Source organism: Asticcacaulis sp. P2_C5, from assembly GCF_056404555.1.
Genome location: NZ_JBFUDU010000003.1, coordinates 113712 through 136245, shown reverse-complemented (window position 1 = coordinate 136245; position 22534 = coordinate 113712). Strand labels below are relative to the sequence as shown.

The following is a 22534-nucleotide window of genomic DNA, read 5'->3' as shown; positions in this document are numbered from 1 at the left end:
CTGTGGACCGGAGGGCGCTTATTCTGTTCTGTTATGCCTATATTACCAGACGATATGCGTCAGCAGAGCCGGGTTGGTCGCCAAAACGTTGTTCAGCGTGATGGTATTGCCACCGCCGAGATCGACGATGGTGTCGGCGCCGGACTGGGTCAGGGTAATGCCGCCACCATAGGCGACGCCGCCGCTGAGGGCGTGCAGGTCCAGAGTATCGCCATAGATGCCGAAGTCCGTAATGACATCGACGCCGGAGTTTTGACCAAAGACAAAGTTATCGTTTCCGCTGCCGCCGGTCAGGATGTCATTGCCGGCCCTGCCGTCCAGGGTATCATTACCCGCGCTGGCATTGAGGCTGTTGTTCCCGGCGTTGCCAGTCATAGTATTGGCGATGGCATTGCCGGTCGCGTCGATATCGCCCGAACCCGTCAGGGTCAGAACCTCGACATAGGCGCTACCCAGAGCGTAGGAAACGCTGGACAGGATGGTATCGTTGCCTTCGCCGGCGAATTCGCGCACAAGGTCATCGCTGTCGTCGACCATAAAGGTGTCGTCGCCGAGATTACCGAGCAAGGTGTCCGCGCCGGCGCCGCCATCGACCAGATCGTCGCCAGCGCCGCCATTGAACAGGTTGTTGCCGTCATTACCCGTCAGGATGTTGTCGAGCGCATTGCCTGCGCCGGCAATATCGCCTGTCGCGGTCAGGGTCAGGTTTTCGACATTGGCCGCCAGGATGACGTTGACCGACGACAGAACAAGGTCGATGCCCGCGGTATCGGCTTCGACGACGACGTCGCCACTGTTGTCAACAGAGTAGGTATCGTTACCGTCGTGGCCCGCCATCGTGTCGCTGCCGGCGCCGCCGTCGAGGTGGTTGCGGCCCGTGTTACCGTACAGCGCATTGGCCAGGCTACTGCCGGTACCATTGATATCGGCCGAGCCGGTCAGGGTAAGGGTTTCGACATAGGCCCCGCCCAGGACGAAGGAAACGCTGGACAGGACGGTGTCGGTGCCTTCGCCGGCAAATTCCCGGATCAGGTCGTCAGCATCGTTGATGATATAGGTGTCGTCGCCGAGATTGCCCAGCAGGGTGTCAGCGCCCAGGCCGCCGTCCAGCACGTCATTGCCATCGCCGCAGCGCAGGAGATTGTTACCCGCATTGCCGGTCAGTGTGTTGTTCAGCGCGTTGCCGGTGCCGCCGATGTTATCGACGCCGGTCAGGATCAGATTTTCGACATTGGCCGCCAGGGTCAGGGTGACCGAGGATTCCACCGTGTCTGCGCCCTCATCGAGCAGTTCGATAACGGAATCGTGGGCGTGGTCGACGACATAGGTATCGTCACCCGTGCCGCCGGTCAGGGTATCGAAACCCGTTCCGCCGTCCAGAATGTCATTGCCAGCCAGGCCATTCAGCAGGTCGCGGCCCGCCAGGCCGTGCAGGCCTTCATCGCCGGTGCCGCCGGTCAGGGTGTCGTTGCCGCCGGTACCGGCATCGGCCATGGCGAACTGACGGGCATATACGGCCGAATCGCCGCCCGCAGAGCCAAGCCAGGAGGCGACAAAGCCCCCGACCGCGAGGGCTTCGATATGGACATTTCCCTGATACATTTCTTCGCCGATTTGCGTCTGGCCGCCTATGCGGCCGCCGTCGCCGTCATACTGCTGGTAGTAGGTGCGGACGTGGCCGTCCTGGTCAGAGCTGGTCCAGGCAATGACCACGCTGCCATCGGCCAGGATCGCGACCGAAGCGCCGTATTGGGCGCCGTAGATCAGCCTATTGACCAGGAACTCATCGCCGAGGCGGGTGCCGTCATTGCTGAAGCGCTGGGCGTAGACGCCGTGGTAGTCGCCGTCACTGCCTGCCCACACGACGATATAGCCACTGTCGAAGGCCGCGATCGTCGGCATGGGGTCATTGAAATCGAGGGCCCGCGAGACGATAAGGATGGGATCGCCTATAAGGGTGCCGTCAGCGGCGTGATGTTCGACCAGGACGTCGCTGCGTACGCCGCTGGAGATGGTATTCGAGGTGAAGAGATAGCTGCCGTCCGACAGGGGCGTCAGGACTGCGCCTGAATTATAGTGCCCCTCCATGGCGAACACCTTGGTCTGTAGATGGTTGCCGTCGGCATCGTAACGGACCAGAGGCCGTGAATTATCAGACCCGTCGAGGGCGGAGATGACGAAGCTGCCGTCGGCCAGGACTGTCGCCGCGGGCAAATCGACGTTATCGGTCATCACGGTCACGGGACCGGTGTCGCTTCCGCCTTTGGTGAAGCTGACGTGGTGGCCGGCGGAATCGAAGCGCTGGGCCATGACGGATAGGTGGGAATCCTGGTGCCGCCAGGTGACGACATAACCGCCATCGTCCATCGCCAGGACCTGCGCCGCGTCATCGAATGTGTAGGCTTCGGTGTCGGGCGAGCCGATGAGCACGGCCGCACTTACCGCTTCACCGGCGGCGTTGAACACCTGGCTATAGAGCCTGGTCTCGTAACTGCTATCGGGCAGATAAACAAAATCCGACCAAGTCAGGACGTAGTTGCCGCCCTCGAGTTGGGTAATGTCACCCGTGGTGAAGGCCGTGGGGCTGACCTGCGTTTCCGGTGTGGGGATAAAGCTGGAGGTCACGGAAATTCCCTTGGGTTATAGTTATTGGATTATAGTTATATGAATGACTTTACGCGACGTCCGCGGCGGGTAATGCAACCCAGCTGCCATCGCCGAGTTCAAACAAGCGAAGGGAGCCCATGGCTAGAGCAAAATGACTTTAGGTAGAATCGTCATTTCGCTCTAACTTTTTGTTTTGTCGCGCAATTTAACCGAAAAGTGGCATCCACTTTATCGGATTGCGCTCTAGCGGATTGAAGCCCGGAGCCATGGACGTCACGTCTTTTACCAGGCGATATGCGCCAACAGGTACGGGCTTGTGGCCACCACATTGTTCAGCGTAATGGTGTTGCCGCCGCCGAGATCTACCACCGTCGCGGTGCCGACCTGTGTCAGGGTGATGCCGCCACCGAACGCCACACCGCCCGCATAGGCGTGCAGGTCCAGCGTATCCTGAGTGATGCCAAAGTCGGTGATGACGTCGGCGCCGGAAGCCAGGCCGAAGACAAAGCGGTCGGCGCCCGAACCACCGCTCAGGCTGTCATTGCCCGCACCGCCGTCCACTGTGTCGTTGCCGGCGCCGGCGCTGATGACATTGGCCCCGGCATTGCCGGTCAGGGTTTCAGCTACACTATTGCCGGTCAGGCTCAAGTCGGCCGAGCCGGTCAGGTTGACCGCTTCGACATACTGGCTGCCCGAGGCGAAATTGATCGAGGCATAGACCATGTCGGTGCCCTGGTCCTTCAACTCCGTCAACCGGTCGCCGAGATCGTCGACATAGTAGGTGTCGTTGCCGAGGCCACCGGCCATGTTGTCAATGCCCGCGCCGCCGTCGATGACGTCGTCGCCGTCCAGACCCACCAGGCTGTTGGCCCCTGCATTGCCGGTCAACCTGTTGTTCAGCGCATTGCCGGTGGTCGCAACACCGCCGCTGCCCAGCAGGACGATATTTTCGACATTGTTGCCGAGCGTCAGGCGCAGCGAGGTGTAGATGGTGTCGTTGCCGGAATCGGCCAGTTCGACGACACTGTCACCATAGCTGTCGACATAGTAGCTGTCATTGCCCACGCCGCCCGACATCGTATCAGAACCGGCGCCGCCATCCAGGCGATTGTTGCCGCCATTGCCGTTCAGAACATTGGCGATGGCGTTGCCTGTGACGTCGATATCGGCCTCACCGGTCAGGGTGATGGTTTCGATATACTGGGCGCCGGCAGCGAACGAGACGCTGGACATAACTGTGTCATTGCCCTGTCCGGCACCGTCGACCACCATATCACCGGTGTTGTCGACGACATAGGTATCGTCGCCCAGGCCGCCCGTCATTGTGTCGGCCCCTGCCCCGCCGTCGAGCAGATTGGCCGCGGCATTACCTGTCAGGGCGTTGTTCTGTTCATTACCCCAGCCCATCGTCGCGGTACCGGTCAGGGTCAGGTTTTCGAGCGACTCGCCCAGGGCGTAGTTGATGGCAGAGCGGACAAGGTCAGTACCGCCTTCGGTGCCCGAGGCTTCCACAATGAGGTCGCCGGCATTGTCGACGACATAGGTGTCGTTGCCCATGTCGCCCGTCATCGTGTCATTGCCCGTCCGGCCGTCGATCAGGTTGTTGCCGTAATTCCCGGTCAGGCCGTTGTTCAGGCTGTTGCCCGTGGCGTTCAGATTGTCGCTGCCCTGCAGCATCAGGTTTTCGACGGTTGCGGTCAGGGTGAAGGAAACCGCGGACCAAACCGTGTCGGTGCCGGCATTGGCAGCTTCGGTCACCACATCGCCTGCGTTATCGACGAAGTAGAGATCGTCACCGGTGCCGCCCAGCAAGGTATCGCTGCCCGCGCCGCCGATCAGTACGTCATTACCCGTACCGCCGTCGATGCGGTCATTGCCGCCCCAGCCTAGCAGCACGTCATTGCCGTCTTCGCCGGCAAGGGTGTCTGCGCCATCGTCGTTCTGGTCGTCCGCCGCCAGCAACTGGAAGTCGGTCAGGCTGGCCGGCATGGTGGGGATCACCGAGACGGGATTCTTGGACATCAGGAATTTGAAATAGCCCTCAAAGTTGCCGACCTGGTCGTCGCCCGCGCCGCCGCGGATGGTATCGGCACCCGCACCGCCGAACAGCCAGTCGCGACCTTCGCCGCCGTCCAGCGAATCGACGCCATTGCCGCCGATCAGTACGTCGTCGCCACCGAAGCCCTGGAGGCGGTCATTGCCGCCGGCGCCATACAGTTCGCCGTTCCAGGCGGCGTCGGCGATATTGTCGACGCCGTCCGTCGCCCAGATGGTCGCGCCTTCGAGACGGACAATGCTGCCACCGGTGACAAAATTGACCTGGCCGCCTGAGGCCCCCGCTGTCAGGTTCAGGGTGATACCGAGGTGCGCATTTGTATAATAGCTGTCGAAATCGACGCTGGCCCAATCGCTGCCTGCGCCACCGTCGATGCGCTCATAAGCGTCGGCATCGAAGCGGTCATTGCCATTGCCGCCATCGAGGACGTCGCGGCTGGTACTGCTACCGCCTTCGAAGTCGGCGATCATGTCGTCGCCGTCACCGCCCATTAGCGTATCGACGCCCATGCCACCCATAAGGGTGTCGTTGCCGACAGCGCCGGTCAGCAGGTTATTTCCATCATTCCCGGCAATACCATTGTTCTGTGCATTGCCGGTTCCGATGAGATTGGCGGTACCGAGCAAACCGAGGTTCTCGAGGTTATCACCCAGGGCGTAGGAAATCAGGGAAACGACCGTATCGGCCAGGCCGCTGTTCAGATGCTCGACGACCTTGTCACCCAGACTGTCCACGAGGTATCTATCGTCGCCGTCCCCGCCGAGCAGGGTGTCGTTGCCTGCACCGCCGTCCAGGACATCGTGGCCCGAACCGCCGATCAGCAGGTCGTTTCCGCCCGTGCCGATCAGAGTGTCATTGCCTTCATGGCCATAGAGAACATCGGCGGACGATGTGCCAATTATCTTGTTATCGCCTTCGTCACCATGCTGACCTTCGGCGAGGAAGGTCCGCCCATAAATCGTCTGGATACCGTTGACGTCGCTGCTGCTCCAGGTGATCGCGACGCCGCCATCCACCGCCACCATGTGCGACCGGCTCTGGTTACCGATAGTCTCGTCGGCGACGCGGATTTCGGAACCGATGCGCGTACCGTCGGCGGTGAAATGCTGGAAGTAGACGCCGCTGCCACTGCCGTCCTGCAGGGTGCTCTGCCACGCCACCGCGAAACTGCCGTCATCGAGCGCCTGCACTGTCGGCGAAGACTGATTGTTGTCGGTATAGGTATTGACCTGAAATTCCCCGCCAACCTTGGCGCCGGCGGCGTTGAAGGCTTGGCCATAGACGCCGTACAGCGAGCCGTCCTGCAGACGGCTCTGCCACACCACAACATAGCCGCCATCGGCCAGGACCGTGGTCGAAGGCAGACTCTGGACGTTGGCCGTATAGGTATTGACCTGGACCCTGGGCGCCAGCGCATTGCCGGACGCGTCGAAATGCTGGACGAAGATGTCCTGGCTGGTCCCCGGATTCAGGTAATCGCCCCAGGTCGTCAAATAGGTACCGTCATTCAGCGCCGTCAGCTTGAATGGCTGGGCATTAAAGGACGAGGCCGAAACCGTGGCGGTCAATTGGCCGCCAGCCGTGTAGCGTTGCGTCACCAGACTCGTGCCGGTATCGGTGCCGATGTACCAGGCGATAATCAGGCTGCCGTCACTGAGCGTGACCGCTGTCGGCAGGAAGTTGAAGGTGCCGAAAGGCCCGGTCGACAGGGTGACTTCGCCGGTATCCGGGGACGTCGTGTCGAAGGCGATCTTGTTGCCCCAGGCGTCGAAGCGCTGGGCGTGGATCGACTGATCGATGGTAACGAATTCGCCGGTGGGAATGGTGTCGAGGTCATACTGATCCGACTCCCAAACCACGATATAGCCGCCGTCGGCCGTGGCCAGGACCTGTGAACTGGCCTGGTCCTCGTCGGTCATGGTGTTTGCGACGTGCTGGTCGCCGATCTTGTTGCCTTCAGCATCGTACATCTGGGTATAGACGTCGGCCCAGTACCAGCCGGCAACCAGGCCGGGAACCAGATCGCCGCCGTTCCACGTGACGACATAGTTGCCATTGGCCAGCTTGGTGACGGTTTCAACGCCATTTTGGTCATGGCCGACACTGACCTGCGTCTCGACGCCGGCCTCAAGATTATAGTTCATTATGACGTTTCCCTATGCCGCCGCCATCTGTATAGACGCGTACCGACCCCTGTTATCTGGTGGGAACTTACCAGTTGAAAACCAACCGTCAAGCTAAACGCATATTGCCCCTGCGTCAGCTCGCGCGTTAGGGGAAAACGGGTTGCGCCTTCGCTTGTGGTTTTATTTTACCGCTTCGCACAGTGGAGTTCAGTTTTCGGTTGCAGGGTTCACGCCGTGGGTTAAGTTGCGTTCGCAACCAAAGGCGAGGCACAGATGAAACGGCATGAATTTCGGTTGGGCCTCCAGGCCATATCGCTGGCTTTCGCCCTGACGGCAGGTGGCGCCTGTGCCGCGGACACGCCCAAACCGGCGCCCGCACCCCAGGACATTCTCGACGCGTCCGGCCCATCGGCGTGGCGCGATGTCGCCGCCGAGGACCTGGTGATCATGACGCTGGAGGACGGCACGGTGGTTACCTATCAATTGGCCGGCGCGTTTGCCCCCGTGCATGTCGCAAATATCCGCCAACTTGTGCGCAGCGGCTATTTCGACGGCGCCATCGTGCTGCGTGTCCAGGACAACTATGTCGTCCAGTGGGGCCGGCCCGACGAGGACAAGACGGTCGCCCAAGGCATTACCGAGCACCCGCCGGCGGAGTACGAAATGCCGTTGAAAGGGCTTGGTTTCAAGACCATGCCGTATCGCGACGCCTATGCCGCGAAGGTCGGCCATGTCGGGTCGTGGCCGGTGGCCAGTGACGGCAAGGACGCCTGGCTGGTCCACTGCTACGGCATGATCGGTGTGGCGCGCGACCTGGCGCCCGACACCGGCAATTCAACCCAGCTCTACACCATTATCGGCCATGCGCCACGCCACCTCGACCGCAATCTCGCTGTCGTCGGCCGGATCCTGTCGGGCATGGATGGCCTGGCGGCACGGCCCCGCGGGACCGAGGCACTGGGCTTCTACAAGGAAGGTCCGGAACGCGTAAAGATCGTCTCAGCGCGAATGGCCGCCGACCTGCCCATCGCCGAACAGCCGCACTGGCAGATATTGAACAGCGACACGCCGACCTTCGACGCCTGGCTGTCGGCCCGGGCCAACCGCAGCGGAGCGTTTTTCGTTCGCCCGGCCGGAGCGCTGGATCTGTGCAACGCCTTGCCACCGGTTCGACTTCGCCCATAAAAGACAACCATGAGCTTTGAACCAGCGCCTTTTTCGTGGCAGGATGTTACCGTATCCTAAAATTGCACCGCCCACTAACAGATTAGTTACGCCGAATTGCTAAGGTCGACCAGACAGGGGACTGCGAACACGCAGCCATCCACCAGAACTGTGGTCATCGGGTTTGAAGCGCCTTCTCACTGCCTTTATAGATCTGTTTCGCGTGCCGACGGACAACATGGAGTTGGTCCGGGCGCAATATGCCGCCTTTTCCAAACAGATCCCGCTGCTCTATTTTATCCTGACGACCAATTCGCTGGCAGCGGCGTGGACCTTCACCAAATTCGCACCGCCGTGGCTGGCCGTCTATCTGCCGACCGCGCTCTGCACCCTGTGCGGCGTTCGGTGCATGTGGTGGTGGCATCACCGCAATACGTCCTTTAGCGACGCCTATGTCATCAAGCACATGCGCGCGACGTCGCGGCTGGCAGCCTTTCTCACCCTGGGCTTTACCATCTGGGGCTTGCTGCTGTACCCGTACGGCGATGCCTATGCCCGCGGCCAGGTCGTATTTTGCATGGCCCTGACCGTTATCGGCTGCGTCTTCTGCCTGATGCATCTGCGCCCGGCCGCCTTATCGGTCACGATATTCGCCAATACGCCATTCATCCTGTTTTTCTTCATCGAGGGCCACCCCAGCCTGAAGGCGGTGGCGATCAACCTGGCGCTGGTGTCGGTCGCCATGATCGTTATCCTGATGGTCTATTCGCGCGACTTCGCCAAACTGGTGGCGTCACAGGCGGAAACGCGGCGATTGTCCGATGAAAATTTCCGCATCGCCAATCTCGATAGCCTGACCGACCTGCCCAACCGGCGCTGGTTCTTCGCCGAACTGGAACGCCGGCATGCCGAGGCGTCAGGGGCAGGCGGCGGGTTTGCCGTCGGCATTATCGACCTCGACGGCTTCAAGCCCGTCAACGACACCTATGGCCACGTGACCGGTGATCGCGTCCTGGCCGAGGTCGGTCGCCGGCTGCAAAGCGCCGGCGGGCGCCAGATTGTGCTGTCGCGACTGGGTGGTGACGAGTTTGGCTTCATCATGGGCGATACGCCGTCCGACGCACCTGCCAACGCCCATTCCGATGCCCATACGAACGAACGCCTGAAGGCGCTGTGCCACGCCATGACCGCCGCGGTCCGCCTGCCCATCGCCATCGGCGGATCGCAGGCGATGATCGGCGCCTCGATCGGCGTGGCGCGCTTCCCGGAGTCTGCCAATGCACCGGAATCACTGTTCGAGCGCGCTGACTATGCGCTGTACTATGCCAAGCGCCATCAGCGCGGCCAGATGGTCCTGTTTTCGGCCAGCCATGAGGAACAGATCCGCAGCCACAGCGTGATCGAACAGGCGCTGCAGACCGCGGCCCTGGAATCGGAACTGTCGCTGGCCTTTCAGCCGATCATCGATATCCGGACCGGTCGCGCCACTGCTTTCGAGGCCCTGGCACGCTGGCAGAGCCCCGTTCTGGGATTGGTCAGCCCGGGCGAATTCATTCCCGTGGCCGAGCGCACCGGCATCATTCGCGACCTGACCCTGATCCTGCTGGGCAAGGCCCTGGCGGCGGCGGTGCAGTGGCCCGACACGGTGCGGATTTCCTTCAACCTGTCAGCCCATGATATCTCGGCCGCCGAGAGCGTCATCAAGATCATCGCCCTGATTAACCGCAGCGGCGTGGCGCCGCGACGGATCGATTTCGAAATCACCGAGACCTCTATCGCCTATGATTTCCAGCAGGCGCGCGCGGCGGTTATCGCGTTCCGGGCCTTGGGTGTGGGGATTTCACTGGACGATTTCGGCACCGGCTATTCGTCGCTCAGTCACGTTCACCGTTTGCCGCTCGACAAGCTGAAGGTCGACCGCAGCTTCGTCGCCGATGTGACGACCAATCCGGTCAGCCACAAGATCATCAAGTCGCTGGTCGCCCTGTGCGGCGATATGGGCCTGGCCTGTATCCTGGAAGGCGTCGAGACAATGGTACAGCTGGAAGTGCTGAGCGAATTGGGTTGCGTCTATGTCCAGGGCTACTATTTCGCCCTGCCGATGGTGGCGGAGGATGTGCTGCCGTATCTCGAGTCGGAAGATAAGCTGCCGTCGCGGCGGCGCATGGTGAAGTAAAGGTTTTTGGACCACGAACGTCACGAACAGACAGGAACTTTCGGGTAATTTCGACGGTATGTGTGGTGGCAGTGTTCGATAGATCTTGGCCACGGATGGCACGGATAGCCTGCGCGAAGGGCGCAGACTTGCACGGATATTCGAGCGCGTTGATGCGACAATGCCCGAAGGGCGACATTCGTCTCGACATATTGGATGGCACACCGCAAGCGGCAATCTTGACTCGGATATCCGTGTAAGGCGCAGCCTATCCGTGTCATCCGTGGCCAAATTCTATAACTTCTGCGCCAGGGGATGGTGCTCGGCGCCGTATTGTTCGCGCAGGACGGTCTTCAGGATCTTGCCTGTTGCACCGTGCGGGATCTCGTCGACCACGATATAGTCTTCCGGAATCCACCACCGCGCCACAAACGGCTCGATCGTCTTGCGCAGTTCCGCGCCGGTGATCGTCTTGCCCGGATGCAGGGCCAGTATATAACGCGGGCGCTCGCTCCACTTGCTGTCCATACGCGCGATCACCGCCGCTTCGCGGACGCTGGGATGCTGCATGGCCAGGCTTTCCAGTTCGATCGAGGATATCCATTCGCCGCCCGTCTTGATGACGTCCTTGGAGCGGTCGACGATGTTCATAAAACCTTCGCCATCGATAGTCGCGATGTCGCCCGTACGGAACCAGCCATCTTTCGTAAACTGCTCGCGGTCGGGATTGTTGAAATAGCCCGAAACGATCCACGGTCCGCGTACCTCCAGCTCACCGCGCGCCACGCCATCCCAGGGCAGGGCGGCGCCGTCAGGTCCGGTGACGCGCATTTCGACACCGAACGGCGCCCGGCCCTGTTTCAGCATCAATCTCATCCGCTCGGCCGGATCGAGGTCGGTGTGGTTGGATGACAGGGTGCTGACTGCCCCCAGCGGCGAGGTCTCGGTCATGCCCCAGGCGTGGACGGCCAAAGCCTTGTGCGCTGCCAGGGCTTCGATCAGCGCCTGCGGGCAGGCGGCACCACCGACCACGACGCGGCGCATCGGGGCGACCGACTGGCCTTCCTTGGCGCAGTGATTGAGCAGGTTCATCCAGATGGTCGGCACGCCGGCGCCGATGGTGACCCCTTCGGCCCGGATGATTTCGAGCAGGCCGGCGCCATCGAGGCGCGGCCCGGGCAGGACAAGGCGCGCTCCGGCCAGAGCCGCCTCATAGGGTACGCCCCAGGCATTGACGTGGAACATCGGTACCACCGGCATGACGGTCTCGTCCGGCGTGAAACCGAACATGCCGGGCTGGTTGACGGCCATGGCGTGCAGCACGGTTGAACGGTGGGAATAGAGCACGCCCTTGGGGTTGCCGGTCGTACCCGAGGTGTAGCACAGGGCGGCAGCCGTCTTTTCATCGAGCATCGGCCAGTCGAAGTGCTCGGGCATGTCGGCGATAAGGTCTTCGTAGCAGATGGCGCGATGCAGGATATTGCCGGGCATCTGAGCGCGCGCGCCCATGACGACGACGCCCTTGACGCTGGGCACCTTCATGATCATCGCCTCAACCAGCGGTGCAAAGCTGGGGTCGACGAAAATATACTGGTCCTGGGCGTCGTTGATGATGAATTCGATCTGTTCGAGGAACAGGCGCGGATTGATCGTATGGCACACGAACCCGGCGCCGGGCACGGCATAATATAGCTCGAAATGGCGGTAATTGTTCCACGCCAGGGTCGCTATCCGGTCGCCCCGTTTGAGACCAAGCCGTGTCAGGGCGTGGGCCAGCTTGGCTACCCGTTTTGCCGCGTCGGCATAGGTATAGCGATGCAGGCTCGAATCCTCGTTGCGCGAGACGATGTCCTTGGCGCCGTGATATCTGGCGGCATAGTCCAGTATGGCGGGGATGAGCAAAGGCCCATCCATCATCAAACCCTGCACGGCGTTTCCCTTTATCTCTGCATATGTCTGACGCCTCATGTTTATCCAAAAAGTGGCATCCACTTTTTGGCATGAGGCTTGTGGCCGGCTGTCGCGGCCTTGTAAGGCGGACTAAATCACAACTTGACGCGAACGGAAACTATTTTTGTGGGTCGTTGATCACATTTCGACGATGCAAAGGCAATTGAAGCCAGTCCTGCGGCACCATGCGGCCTGAAGCATCGCAAGGTTGGAACACAGATTTCGCAGATTAGCACAGATTTTTTCAGTGACTTACGCGACGGCATCGTGCGTTGGCCGAAGGCCATAAAGATCGTCACGCGACCAAAAACCACTGCAAACTCAGGATAAACTACTGAAAAATATGTGTTAATCTGCGGAATCTGTGTTCCAGCTTAACGTAAGTCGACCCGCACCGGCCCCGCCAGTTCGAACGCCGTCTATCATTCAGCCGAACAATTTTTTCAAAAGATCGGTCGTGCGCTTGGCTGGATCACGGCGGATGGCCGTTTCCTCGACACCGACATAGTGGAATAAACCCGTCAGGGCGAAGCCGACAGCGTGTTCGCCCAGATAGGTCTTGGCGTCGGTCTTGATGACGGTCTGCAGGTTGTTGCGGCGGATGGCGCGATCGAGATATTCGACGGCGCCGGTCGATTGCAGGGCATTTTCCATCGGTACCGTGAAGGCCGTGGTAAGGCGCGGCGTTGTCGTCTTCTGCAGATAGTCGGTGCCCGAGGTCGGTCCGCCCTTCACAATACCGAGCGCGTCTTTCACCGTCATCGAGGTGATGGCGTCGATGAACAACCCCTTGGCGATGGGCGCGGCACTTTCAGCAGCGCGGTTCATACGCAGATGCACATCGTCGAGCACCCCCGACATGCCGAGCGGCTTCAGCGTCCTTTGCAGCTTGCCCAGGGTTTTCGGCAAGGGAATGCGGATGGCGTCGTCGCCCCAGTAGCCGTTCGTCTTCGACACCCGCGTCACGGCCAATGTCGTACCGGTCTTCAACAGGTCGCGCAGGCCTGCATCGGCCTGGCTGCCGGTCAGCTTTATCCTGGCCAGGGCCTCGACAGGCACACCCAACGCCAGCAACCCAGCCAACAACACACGCCGATCCATAATCCGCTCCCCAGCCATGCCACTCACTCGTCCGATATGTGTAAAGCGGGCAAGCGCGCCACACAATCTTAATGATTTGTTAACCACGTTGTTTTTTCGGCATCCTCCTTGTACCCTTTTTCCCACTGAGACTCGTTGCGGGGCTGCACGGGGTGCCAAGGATTTGGATCTACTGTCTCGGCTGGCTGGTCTTCGGACTGTGCGTGGCCTTTTCCCTGCCCCATCGCGCCGCGGGGTTGCAGTCGATGTTGCGCGACCAGATCGAGCAACGCTTGCTGGCAAAAGGCCTCAGCGGCTTCGACGTTCATATGGACGGACAGTCGGCCACCCTGTCCTATCGCGATGATGCCTTGCCGCGCTTGCTGGCGTCAGGTGAAACGGCGCGCGAACGCATGCTGAAGGCGGTCGAAACGGCACGGGGCATCAGCGGTGGACTGGCCGATCGCGGCGCCTATGGCGGGCTGCTGATGGGACCCGTCACACGCGTTCATATGGATGACGTCTCGATCGACGGCATGCAGGCCAGGCTGGATGGCGCGGCCGCCGAAGCGACTTCCGTGGCGCAGACCGCACAGGCGGCGCGCACCTGCACCCAGGAAGTGACCCAGGCCGTGGCCAGCCGGCGCCTGCAATATGTGACGGGCAGTGCCGAACTGACCGGCGACAGCCAGGCCATCCTGAACGACATCGTCAGAACGGTGAAGTTCTGTCCCGGCGGCCTGGTGCTGCATGTCGACGGCTACACCGACAACAAGGGCAAGGACGCCGACAATCTGAAACTGTCGACCGCGCGGGCCGAAACGGCCGCCTTCGCCCTGATCGACCTGGGCCTGCCCCAGGCGGCGGTACGCGCCAAGGGCTTCGGCGCCCAGGATCCCATCGCCGACAATACGACAGACGAAGGCCGCGCCAAGAATCGCCGCGTCGACTTCGTGTTGCAGCCCCAGGACAATGAGGGGCCATAGGTGCTTTATCTCATATATGATCTGCGCTGGCTTCTGCTCGCCGCCCTGCTGCTCGGGGCGGTGTTCGGATTCGCTGCCCATCGCTGGGGGCGCTAGATGGCCTGGCTGTGGCTGCATTCCCTGATTCTGCTGGCGGTGACCTTCACCGGCGGGCTGTGGCTGGGTCGCGCCATATCGGCCCTGACGACGCAACGGGTGCCGGCGCCGCGCGCCGAGAGCTTGACGCTCGACGAGGAAACCGAAACCTATCCGGCCTATCATGGCACTGAACCCGTTCATCAGCCGGAGCCTGTTCCCGCAGTCGCCGAACCGATCGCGGTGCCGCCCGCCGCGGTCGAACCTGAACCGCTACCACCCGCGCCGCCTCCGCCCGTACAGGTCGTGCCGGAGCCGATCATCATGCCGGTCGCGGCACAGATCCGCGTCCGGGCGACAATGTTGTTTCCGGTCAATCAGTTCGGCGTCATTACCATTACCCAGGCACCGGATGCCCATATAGTCGCCCAAGGGCTAATGTAAGACTTGCCATGAAGCCGCCGCAAATTGTCCTGACAAGGACGATCGACATATCGCTGCGGCCGATTCCTGACCGCAACGGACAGATGGCCAGGGAGGATTTGTACCATGAAGACGGGCCTTATCTATGCCGCCGGATGGGCGGGGCTGGCGATCGTCGGCATACTTGCGCTGAGCCAGGTCAAGCCGGGACCTGAAGCCGCCGCGCCGGCGGCAAAGCCCTCCGTCGCAGCAGACCTGTCGGCCTTTGCCGGCGACGCCAGCCGGTCGGAAAGCGCCGTTAGCGGACAGTCGGCGTCTGCGTCCGTGGCGTCCTCGGCGTCGGTTTCCGTGGCGGCTGTTTCGTCGTCTTCCGTTTCGGCATCATCGGCTTCATCTTCATCCGCGTCATCGGTAGCCGTCGTGGCCACGACGCCGGAAGCGCCGCTCAAACCGCTGAACCGCGCCGGACGTCGCTGCCAGGACCGCGTCACCGCCATCATCGCCCGTAAGGGCGTGCAATATGGCTTCGACAGCTACGAACTGACGCCGCAGGGCCGCCGGACAATCCGCGACGTCTATCGCGTCCTGACCAGCTGCCCGACACCGGTGCGCCTGACCATCACCGGCTATACCGACAATGTCGGATCCGACGCCCAGAACAAGCTGGTCTCGGCCGGACGCGCCGTGGCGGCGATGAACGCCCTGACCGCCCTGGGCTGGCCCGACAGCAAGGTGTCGGCGCGTGGCCTCGGCAGTGCCGACCCGATCGCGACCAACAAGACCTTTGCCGGACGCAACAAGAACCGCCGTGTCGTCTTCACCCTCAATTCCGCGCGTTAGGAGTATTGCTCATGTACCTGCTTCATGAATTGCGCTGGTGGCTGCTGCTGGCCCTGGTTTTGGGCATCGTCACCGAATACGCCGCCCGCCGCTTCGGCAAATGAGGAGACTATAGACCATGTCCAGTTTTCTGCTGAAATCGGCCCTTCTGTTAATCCTGGCCTATCTCGCCGGGCGGGGTATCGGCTATCTGCTCAGTCGCAAACCGGCCGACAAGCCGCAACCACGCCCCGTGCCGCGCTTCCTCGATGAGCCTGCCGAACCGGCGGCCAATGAGTCCGGGCCTGAACTTACAGCCGCGCCTGTTGTCGACGAACCGGTCGCCGAAGCCGCACCCTTGCCGGTGACGGCCGCAGCACCCGTCACCAAGCCGAAGCCGGCTGCCAAGGCCAAGCCGCCCGTAGCGCCAAAGCCCGACCTGGCGGTTGCCGAGGCGGTCGTCGCTGCGCCCGTTATCGCCGAACCGATTGCCGCACCTCCGCCCAAATCCAAAACGACCGCAAAGGCGAAGCCTGTGGAACCGGTCGTGGTCAAGCCCCCCGTCCCAGAGCCGGTCGTGGCGCCGGTCGTTACCGCCCCTGCTCCCAAGGCTGAAACGCCCAAGGCCAAGCCGAAGACGGCAGCACGCGCACGATCTGAACTGGCTTTCAAGGTTTCGCCCCTGGCAGCCATGACGGTCGCCGAGGTCGAGCACGCTATCGAAAAAGCCGGAGCACCGGCGGAACCGGCCCGCCTGAAAGGCGCCGAGGGTGGCAAGCCCGACGCCCTGCTCGATATCACCGGCATCGGCCCGGTCAATGAGGTGCAACTTCATGCCCTGGGCATCTACCATTTCCGCCAGATCGCAGCCTGGACGCCGGAAAACATCAAATGGGTCGCCGAGCGGATCAAGTTCCCGACGCGGATCGTGCGCGAGAACTGGATGAAACAGGCGGCGGAGTTCGAAGCAGCGAAGAAGTAAGGTTTAACCATGAACCTCACCAACCTACACGACCTTCAAGTTAGTAGAATGGAACACGGATAAGGCTCGGATGCCGCTACGCGGACGCGGATAAGGCACTGATATTCAGGTGAGTTGGTTCAGACCGCGACAACACGTCAAGCACTGAAGAAGCGCTACGCGCTTCGAAAAGGGAATAGAGCGTCCAGTCCACAGGCTCAGCGATCCGTGCCTATCCGTGTCCGCGTAGCGGCATCCGTGCCTTATCCGTGTTCAATCCTTTTCTGCCTTCAAAGCAGAGCGCAGGAAAGGCCGACCAGACCACGGACATGTTCGTGTCGGTTCGTGTGGTTCGTGGTCAAAACCCTACAACTGGCTTACATCCCGCACCGCGCCGGTGTCGGCCGAGGTGACCATGGCGGCATAGGCCTTCAGCGCTGCCGAGACCACGCGGTCACGGTTGTGCGGCGTATAGGCCGCCTTGCCGCGGTGTTCCTCTGCGGCGCGGCGTTCGGCGATCTCGCGATCCGAAATCGCCAAATGGATCGAGCGGTTGGGGATATCGATCTCGATCGTGTCGCCATCGTTCACCAGGGCGATCAGACCGCCGGCGGCCGCTTCCGGCGAGGCATGGCCGATGCTAAGCCCCGAGGTGCCGCCCGAAAAACGTCCGTCGGTCAGCAGGGCGCAGGCCTTGCCCAGACCCTTCGATTTCAGATAGGTCGTCGGATACAGCATTTCCTGCATGCCCGGTCCACCCTTGGGGCCTTCGTAGCGGATGACCACCACATCGCCTTCGACAATCTTGTTGTTAAGGATCGCCGCCGTCGCCTCGTCCTGGGATTCGAAGACGCGCGCCGTACCGTTGAACTTCCAGATCGATTCATCGACCCCGGCCGTTTTCACGATACAGCCCTTCTCGGCGATATTGCCGTAGAGCACGGCCAAGCCGCCGTCGCGCGTAAAGGCGTTTTCCTTCGAGCGGATAACCCCGCCGATACGGTCGCGATCGAGTTCGTCCCAGCGCCGGTCCTGCGAGAAGGCCTGGGTGGTGCGCACGCCGCCCGGCGCCGCCTTGAAGAATTCCGTGACCTCTTCGTCATTGGTCTGGCGAATATCCCAGTAGCTGAGCGCATGGGCCATTGACGGACTATGAACCGTCTTGGCGTCGGTATGCAGCAAACCGCCGCGCGCCAGCTCGCCGAGGATTCCCATGATGCCGCCGGCACGGTGCACGTCCTCGACATGGACATCGGCCGAGGCCGGTGCGACCTTGCAGATGCACGGCGTCGAGCGCGAAATCCGGTCGATATCGGCCATCGTGAAGTCGACCCCGGCTTCCTGCGCCGCGGCCAGGATATGCAGCACGGTGTTGGTCGAGCCACCCATGGCGACATCGAGCGCCATGGCGTTCTCGAACGCATCCTTGGTGGCGATGCTGCGCGGCAGGACCGAAGCGTCGTCCTTTTCGTAATAGCGTTTGGTAATGTCAACGATGAGCCGGCCGGCCGTTTCGAACAGGCGCTTGCGATCAGCATGGGTGGCGAGGGTCGTGCCATTGCCGGGCAGGCTGAGGCCCAGGGCTTCGGTCAGGCAGTTCATCGAATTGGCGGTGAACATGCCGGAGCACGAGCCACAGGTCGGGCAGGCGGCCGCTTCGACAGCGGCGACCTGGGCGTCCGAGATGCGATCGTCGCCGGCCTGGATCATGGCGTCGATCAGGTCGAGCGAATGGGTCTTGGCATTGCCGTTCTCGTCCGCCCACACGACCTTGCCGGCCTCCATGGGCCCGCCCGAGACGAAGATGACCGGGATATTGATCCGCATGGCGGCCATCAGCATGCCCGGCGTGATCTTGTCGCAGTTGGAGATGCAGACCATGGCGTCGGCGCAGTGGGCATTGACCATATATTCGACGCTGTCTGCGATCAGATCGCGCGACGGCAGCGAATAGAGCATGCCGCCGTGGCCCATGGCGATGCCGTCATCGACCGCGATGGTGTTGAATTCCTTGGCGACGCCGCCGGACGCTTCGATCTCGCGCGCCACCAGCTGGCCCAGGTCCTTGAGATGGACGTGGCCCGGGACGAACTGGGTAAAGCTGTTGACCACGGCGATAATCGGCTTGGTGAAGTCGCCGTCTGTCATGCCGGTCGCCCGCCACAGCGCGCGTGCGCCTGCCATGTTGCGGCCGAAAGTGGTGGTGCGAGAACGATAGGCGGGCATGATGGTTACCAATGCAAGCAAATGGAGGCAGCGTAAGGCTTTGTCGGTGAGGCTTATATAGCAGTGACGCGTGCGGATGGAAGTGCGGAGTTAGATAATCCGCCCTTCCCCGTTGGTAAGACATGCAGATATATCGCTGCCGCATCTTCAAAAGCCAGTCCTCCACCGTAGCCCGCAGGGCGTTACGGGGGAGCGGGGCGCCCCGTGGCGTGCGCCGACGGCGGCGGAGGGGGGACTGGTTCAAAATTTAGCATTGCGGACTGGCGTTTGAAATGATTTCGCCGACAACAGTCATGACGCATAGGAGGCCGTAGAATCCCCCCTCCGTCAGCTTCGCTGACACCTCCCCCGCAAGCGGTGGAGGACTGACTGTATTTGGATAAGCATGCAGATTCAACAAGATAGCCAAGTCTGTGGACTGCAGTAGCGACTACATTCCGGCACAACAGTTGTTGTCGGCATTAATCTTTGCGGTCCATCCAGCGCAGGATGTCGGGCAGAAGTGAGCCGCCGTGCTGGTCAGAGTGGCCGCCGTCGCCCCAGACATATTTCAGATCGTAGCGCGGGCCTTTGTCACCGGTTTCATCGGCGTGGGCATTGGCCCATTTGATCGCCGCCACCATCTGCTGGTTGGCCAGGAACCAGTTGCCGTGCTCGTTGTCGAGGTCGTTGCTGCCGTCCTGCATAAAGATGCGGATGGGGCGCAGGGCCGACTTGCGGATCACGCCAGGATAGGTGTCGCCGCCGAAACGCGCCGGCTGGCCATTAGCAGCGGGTTTATAGGCGATCGAGGTGTAGGAGCCGATCATGCTGATGACGTTGCCGAACGCGTCGGGATGATTCCACGCCACGGTGAAGGCGGCAATGGCGCCGCTGGACGTGCCGCCGATCATGCGGCGGCGCGGGTCGGGGCTGACCGGATAGGTCTTAGTCACTTCGGGCAGCAGTTCGTCGAGCAGCAAGCTGCCATAGGCATCGTCGAGCACGTCGTATTCCTCGGCGCGATGGTTGGGATTCTTCATGCCGAGATCGGTTGGATAATGTTCGCTTAGATTCCCGGGGGTGACGAAGACGCCGAGCGTCAGGGGAATCTCGCCCTTGGCGATCAGATTATCGAGCACATTTTGAATGCGTAGCGAGCCTTGCGGATTGGTGGCGCGCTGGCCGTCCTGGAAGACCAGGAGATTAGGCGGGTCCTTTGCGTCGTAGCCTAAGGGCACATAGATCCAGTATTGCCGCACTGTGCCGGGAATGGCCTGGCCGTGGAATTCGTAGGGTCCGAGAAGCTTGCCTTTGGCGACGCTCGCCTGCTCCAGGGAATCGGGTGTCAAAGGGTAATCGCCGGGTTTGCGATCGGTGGTCTGAGCGAGAGCGGGTTGGGCCAGCAGCAGGCCTGCCGTGAGCAACAAGGCTCTGAACATGGTATCCTCCCTTATTGTTTTGCCCTCTCTTACCACGCCAGGTGATTTTCCGTCCTGCAAAATCCCTTTAGCCGGGCAGTGGTTGCGCACGATACCACGGCAAAATCGTTTCGCGTTTTCGCAGGGTCACGCCCCTTTTTAAGGCTAATTAGCCAGGAACGCGGAAAAATAATCCAATAAACGGCGTTATATGGGAAAATTCGTTTGCTGCATCGCCGTAATACGGACAAGTTGAGAAAAAATTTTCCAAATTTTCCTTTGCATTTCCGTCCTATCTGGGGTTATATGGCTTAACGCAGCCGCTACGGCTTGCGTAGGAGAGACGTTGACCATGGCCAAGGCCATCACCATCGCGAAGGACAAGGCGCAAGAGCTGACGGCTCTGGCGGTCTCCTTCCTTATGGCTGTCATCGTACTAGACCTGGTATCGCTTCTAATTGGGGGCGTAATTAGCCCCCTGCATGCGGAGTGGTAGCGAAGGTCTGAACCATCGCTTTGAGAGGATAAACCATCCTCCCGCTCCCACAAAGAGCGGGATTTTTAACATATGCCCGACGCCAAACGCCTGACACTCACCGATCATAACAAAGATTAGTCCCATGACCGCCCTGACCCAGTTCCAGCGCCAGAATTCCCCAGCCACCGCTTCGGGCTTCGCCATCCTGCATGGCACGCTCGCTCCGGAAGGCTGCGTGGTAAAGCTGGACGGCTTCGGCGCGGAGATTTTCGACGGTCCGGCGCGCGTCTTCGGATCGACGGATGAGGCGTTGGACGGCATTGCGCGCGGCCGGGTCCGCGCCTGCGACATCATGATCATCCGCCAGGACGGCGACGATATCACCGCCGAGGGCCTGCGCGCCGTCACCGCCGCCATCGAGGCCGCCGGTATCGATCGCGTCACCATCATCACCGACGGCCGCACGGGCGGCACCGACGGTGCGGCCATCATCGGCCATGTCGCCCCTTCGGCGGCCGCGCGCGGTCCGATCGCCTATATCAATGACGACGATATCATCCATATCGACATCGCCGGCCGGCATATCGACGTCTTCGCCGACATCGAACTGCGCCGCGCCGCCAAGGTGCAAAAGCCCGGCAAGACCACATTCGGCGCCGGCGCCCTGGAAAAATATGCCCGCATGGTCACATCCGTGACGAATGCCGGAGCATTTTAGCAAAAGTGGCCGCCACTTTTGCGTAAAAATGCGACCACTTAATAGACAGCCTTCTGATACACCCCCGACTTTACCTAACTTAAGAGACTACGGAGACCACTGTGAAGATCTATACCAATGACGACGTTTCGCCCGACAGCCTGAAGGGTGAACGTATCGCCATTATCGGCTACGGCAGCCAGGGCCGCGCCCACGCCTCGAACCTCAAGGATTCGGGCGCCGATGTCGTGGTCGGCCTGCGCGCCGGCGGCGCCGGTGAAGTCAAGGCCAAGGCCGACGGTCACACGGTCCTGTCGGTCGCCGACGCCGTCAAGGACGCGACCATCATCGCCTTCCTGACGCCGGACATGACCCATGCCGACCTGTACAAGGACGTCATCGAGCCCAACGCACCCCAGGGCTGCGCGGTTCTGTTCGCCCACGGCTTCTCGGTTCTCTACGGCCGCGTCATTCCCCGCGCCGACATGGACGTCATCCTGGTTGCCCCGAAGGGCCCGGGTGACCTGGTCCGCCGCGAATACCTGCGCGGCCGCGGCGTCCCGTCCCTGTTCGCCGTCGATCGCGACGTGTCGGGCAAGGCGGCGCAGAAGGCCCTGGGTTATGCCCGCGGCATCGGCGGCACGGTTGGCGGCGTCATCGAGACGACCTTCAAGGAAGAAACCGAAACCGACCTGTTCGGCGAACAGGCCGTCCTGTGCGGTGGCACGACCGAACTGGTCATGATGGGTTTCGAAACCCTGGTCGAAGCCGGCTACCGTCCGGAAATCGCCTATTTCGAATGCCTGCACGAACTGAAGCTGATCGTCGACCTGCTGTATGAAGGCGGTTTCGCCAAGATGCACAGCTTCGTGTCGGAAACCTGCAAGTATGGCGACCTGGTCTCGGGTCCGCGCATCATCAACGAAGAAACCCGCGAGCGCATGCGTGAAGTGCTCAACGACATTCAGTCGGGCGACTTTGCCCGCGACTGGATTCTCGAAAACATGGCCGGCCGTCCGCGCTACAACGCCCTGATGCGCCAGGATCTGGAACACGAGATCGAAACCGTCGGCAAGGACCTGCGTTCGCGCATGTCGTGGCTGCAGAACAAACAAAGCGTCGACGCGTAACTGCGGCGCTAAACGACGGCGGCAGGTGTAGGCGCGCCTGCCGCCAAAACTACTATCACGGAAAAGTCCCTCGGCTTCGCCTCGGTGTACTTTTCCGTGGTCCAATATCGAGAAAAATTTCCTCGGGCTCGCCGCCAGGCAGGACGGCCCTTCAGAAATTTTTCGAGTCTTTGCATGTCGCGAGCAGAGCTCGCGGTGTTT

The 22534-nt window shown here is 61.4% G+C and carries 15 protein-coding genes; 9 read left to right on the top strand and 6 right to left on the bottom strand.

The annotated features are described in order from the left end of the window. Positions 1-42 precede the first annotated feature (42 nt). Positions 43-2625, bottom strand: a complete 2583-nt coding sequence (locus tag AC1DXO_RS06600) for a calcium-binding protein (RefSeq protein ID WP_476977320.1) — start codon at positions 2623-2625, stop codon at positions 43-45. A gap of 264 nt (positions 2626-2889) precedes the next feature. Then, positions 2890-6807, bottom strand: coding sequence for a beta strand repeat-containing protein (locus AC1DXO_RS06595; RefSeq protein ID WP_476977319.1), 3918 nt, complete (start codon positions 6805-6807; stop codon positions 2890-2892). 255 nt (positions 6808-7062) lie between these two features. Between AC1DXO_RS06595 and AC1DXO_RS06590 the strand changes: the two genes are divergently transcribed. Both AC1DXO_RS06590 and AC1DXO_RS06585 read left to right on the top strand, forming a co-directional pair. Continuing rightward, complete coding sequence (locus AC1DXO_RS06590) at positions 7063-7974, top strand: peptidylprolyl isomerase (protein ID WP_476977318.1); 912 nt, start codon at positions 7063-7065, stop codon at positions 7972-7974. Between the two features lie 163 nt (positions 7975-8137). Beyond that, entirely contained in the window at positions 8138-10129 is a 1992-nt protein-coding gene (locus AC1DXO_RS06585) for a putative bifunctional diguanylate cyclase/phosphodiesterase (protein ID WP_476977317.1), read from the top strand. Positions 10130-10402: 273 nt separating this feature from the next. Here the strand turns inward: AC1DXO_RS06585 and AC1DXO_RS06580 are convergent, their stop codons facing one another. Together AC1DXO_RS06580 and AC1DXO_RS06575 are read right to left on the bottom strand one after the other, a co-directional pair. After that, complete coding sequence (locus AC1DXO_RS06580; protein ID WP_476977316.1) at positions 10403-12037, bottom strand: long-chain fatty acid--CoA ligase; 1635 nt, start codon at positions 12035-12037, stop codon at positions 10403-10405. Positions 12038-12484: 447 nt separating this feature from the next. Next, entirely contained in the window at positions 12485-13159 is a 675-nt protein-coding gene (locus AC1DXO_RS06575) for a DUF4197 domain-containing protein (RefSeq protein WP_476977315.1), read from the bottom strand. A 152-nt stretch (positions 13160-13311) separates the two neighbouring features. Between AC1DXO_RS06575 and AC1DXO_RS06570 the strand changes: the two genes are divergently transcribed. From AC1DXO_RS06570 to AC1DXO_RS06555, 4 genes are all read left to right on the top strand, one after another. Beyond that, a complete protein-coding gene (locus tag AC1DXO_RS06570) occupies positions 13312-14124 on the top strand; it encodes an OmpA family protein (RefSeq protein WP_476977314.1) in 813 nt (270 codons plus the stop codon). Positions 14125-14220: 96 nt separating this feature from the next. Then, a complete protein-coding gene (locus tag AC1DXO_RS06565) occupies positions 14221-14643 on the top strand; it encodes a hypothetical protein (RefSeq protein ID WP_476977313.1) in 423 nt (140 codons plus the stop codon). Between the two features lie 105 nt (positions 14644-14748). Further along, positions 14749-15462 carry an OmpA family protein gene (locus tag AC1DXO_RS06560; RefSeq protein WP_476977312.1) on the top strand — a complete coding sequence of 238 codons (714 nt, stop codon included), beginning with the start codon at positions 14749-14751 and terminating at the stop codon, positions 15460-15462. Between the two features lie 118 nt (positions 15463-15580). Further along, a complete protein-coding gene (locus AC1DXO_RS06555) occupies positions 15581-16423 on the top strand; it encodes a hypothetical protein (RefSeq protein WP_476977311.1) in 843 nt (280 codons plus the stop codon). A 345-nt stretch (positions 16424-16768) separates the two neighbouring features. Here the strand turns inward: AC1DXO_RS06555 and ilvD are convergent, their stop codons facing one another. Both ilvD and AC1DXO_RS06545 read right to left on the bottom strand, forming a co-directional pair. Further along, entirely contained in the window at positions 16769-18628 is a 1860-nt protein-coding gene (gene ilvD / locus AC1DXO_RS06550; protein ID WP_476977310.1) for a dihydroxy-acid dehydratase, read from the bottom strand. A 461-nt stretch (positions 18629-19089) separates the two neighbouring features. Next, entirely contained in the window at positions 19090-20049 is a 960-nt protein-coding gene (locus tag AC1DXO_RS06545; RefSeq protein ID WP_476977309.1) for an alpha/beta hydrolase, read from the bottom strand. A gap of 331 nt (positions 20050-20380) precedes the next feature. Between AC1DXO_RS06545 and AC1DXO_RS06540 the strand changes: the two genes are divergently transcribed. The 3 genes from AC1DXO_RS06540 to ilvC all read left to right on the top strand — a co-directional run bounded on the left by AC1DXO_RS06540 (position 20381) and on the right by ilvC (position 22333). Continuing rightward, on the top strand, positions 20381-20524 hold the full coding sequence (locus tag AC1DXO_RS06540) for a hypothetical protein (protein WP_476977308.1): 144 nt from the start codon (positions 20381-20383) through the stop codon (positions 20522-20524). Between the two features lie 124 nt (positions 20525-20648). After that, entirely contained in the window at positions 20649-21224 is a 576-nt protein-coding gene (locus AC1DXO_RS06535; RefSeq protein ID WP_476977307.1) for a hypothetical protein, read from the top strand. Between the two features lie 101 nt (positions 21225-21325). Then, positions 21326-22333: a ketol-acid reductoisomerase gene (gene ilvC, locus AC1DXO_RS06530; RefSeq protein ID WP_476977306.1), complete on the top strand. Its 1008-nt coding sequence runs from the start codon at positions 21326-21328 to the stop codon at positions 22331-22333. Positions 22334-22534 lie beyond the last annotated feature (201 nt).

Bases quoted from the DNA above. Each gene is read 5' to 3' on its own strand.
- AC1DXO_RS06595 (WP_476977319.1), bottom strand. From the start codon at position 6,807: ATGAACTATAATCTTGAGGCCGGCGTCGAGACGCAGGTCAGTGTCGGC.
- AC1DXO_RS06590 (WP_476977318.1), top strand. From the start codon at position 7,063: ATGAAACGGCATGAATTTCGGTTGGGCCTCCAGGCCATATCGCTGGCT.
- AC1DXO_RS06575 (WP_476977315.1), bottom strand. From the start codon at position 13,159: ATGGATCGGCGTGTGTTGTTGGCTGGGTTGCTGGCGTTGGGTGTGCCT.
- AC1DXO_RS06565 (WP_476977313.1), top strand. From the start codon at position 14,221: ATGGCCTGGCTGTGGCTGCATTCCCTGATTCTGCTGGCGGTGACCTTC.
- AC1DXO_RS06560 (WP_476977312.1), top strand. From the start codon at position 14,749: ATGAAGACGGGCCTTATCTATGCCGCCGGATGGGCGGGGCTGGCGATC.
- AC1DXO_RS06555 (WP_476977311.1), top strand. From the start codon at position 15,581: ATGTCCAGTTTTCTGCTGAAATCGGCCCTTCTGTTAATCCTGGCCTAT.
- ilvD (WP_476977310.1), bottom strand. From the start codon at position 18,628: ATGCCCGCCTATCGTTCTCGCACCACCACTTTCGGCCGCAACATGGCA.
- AC1DXO_RS06545 (WP_476977309.1), bottom strand. From the start codon at position 20,049: ATGTTCAGAGCCTTGTTGCTCACGGCAGGCCTGCTGCTGGCCCAACCC.
- AC1DXO_RS06540 (WP_476977308.1), top strand. From the start codon at position 20,381: ATGGCCAAGGCCATCACCATCGCGAAGGACAAGGCGCAAGAGCTGACG.
- AC1DXO_RS06535 (WP_476977307.1), top strand. From the start codon at position 20,649: ATGACCGCCCTGACCCAGTTCCAGCGCCAGAATTCCCCAGCCACCGCT.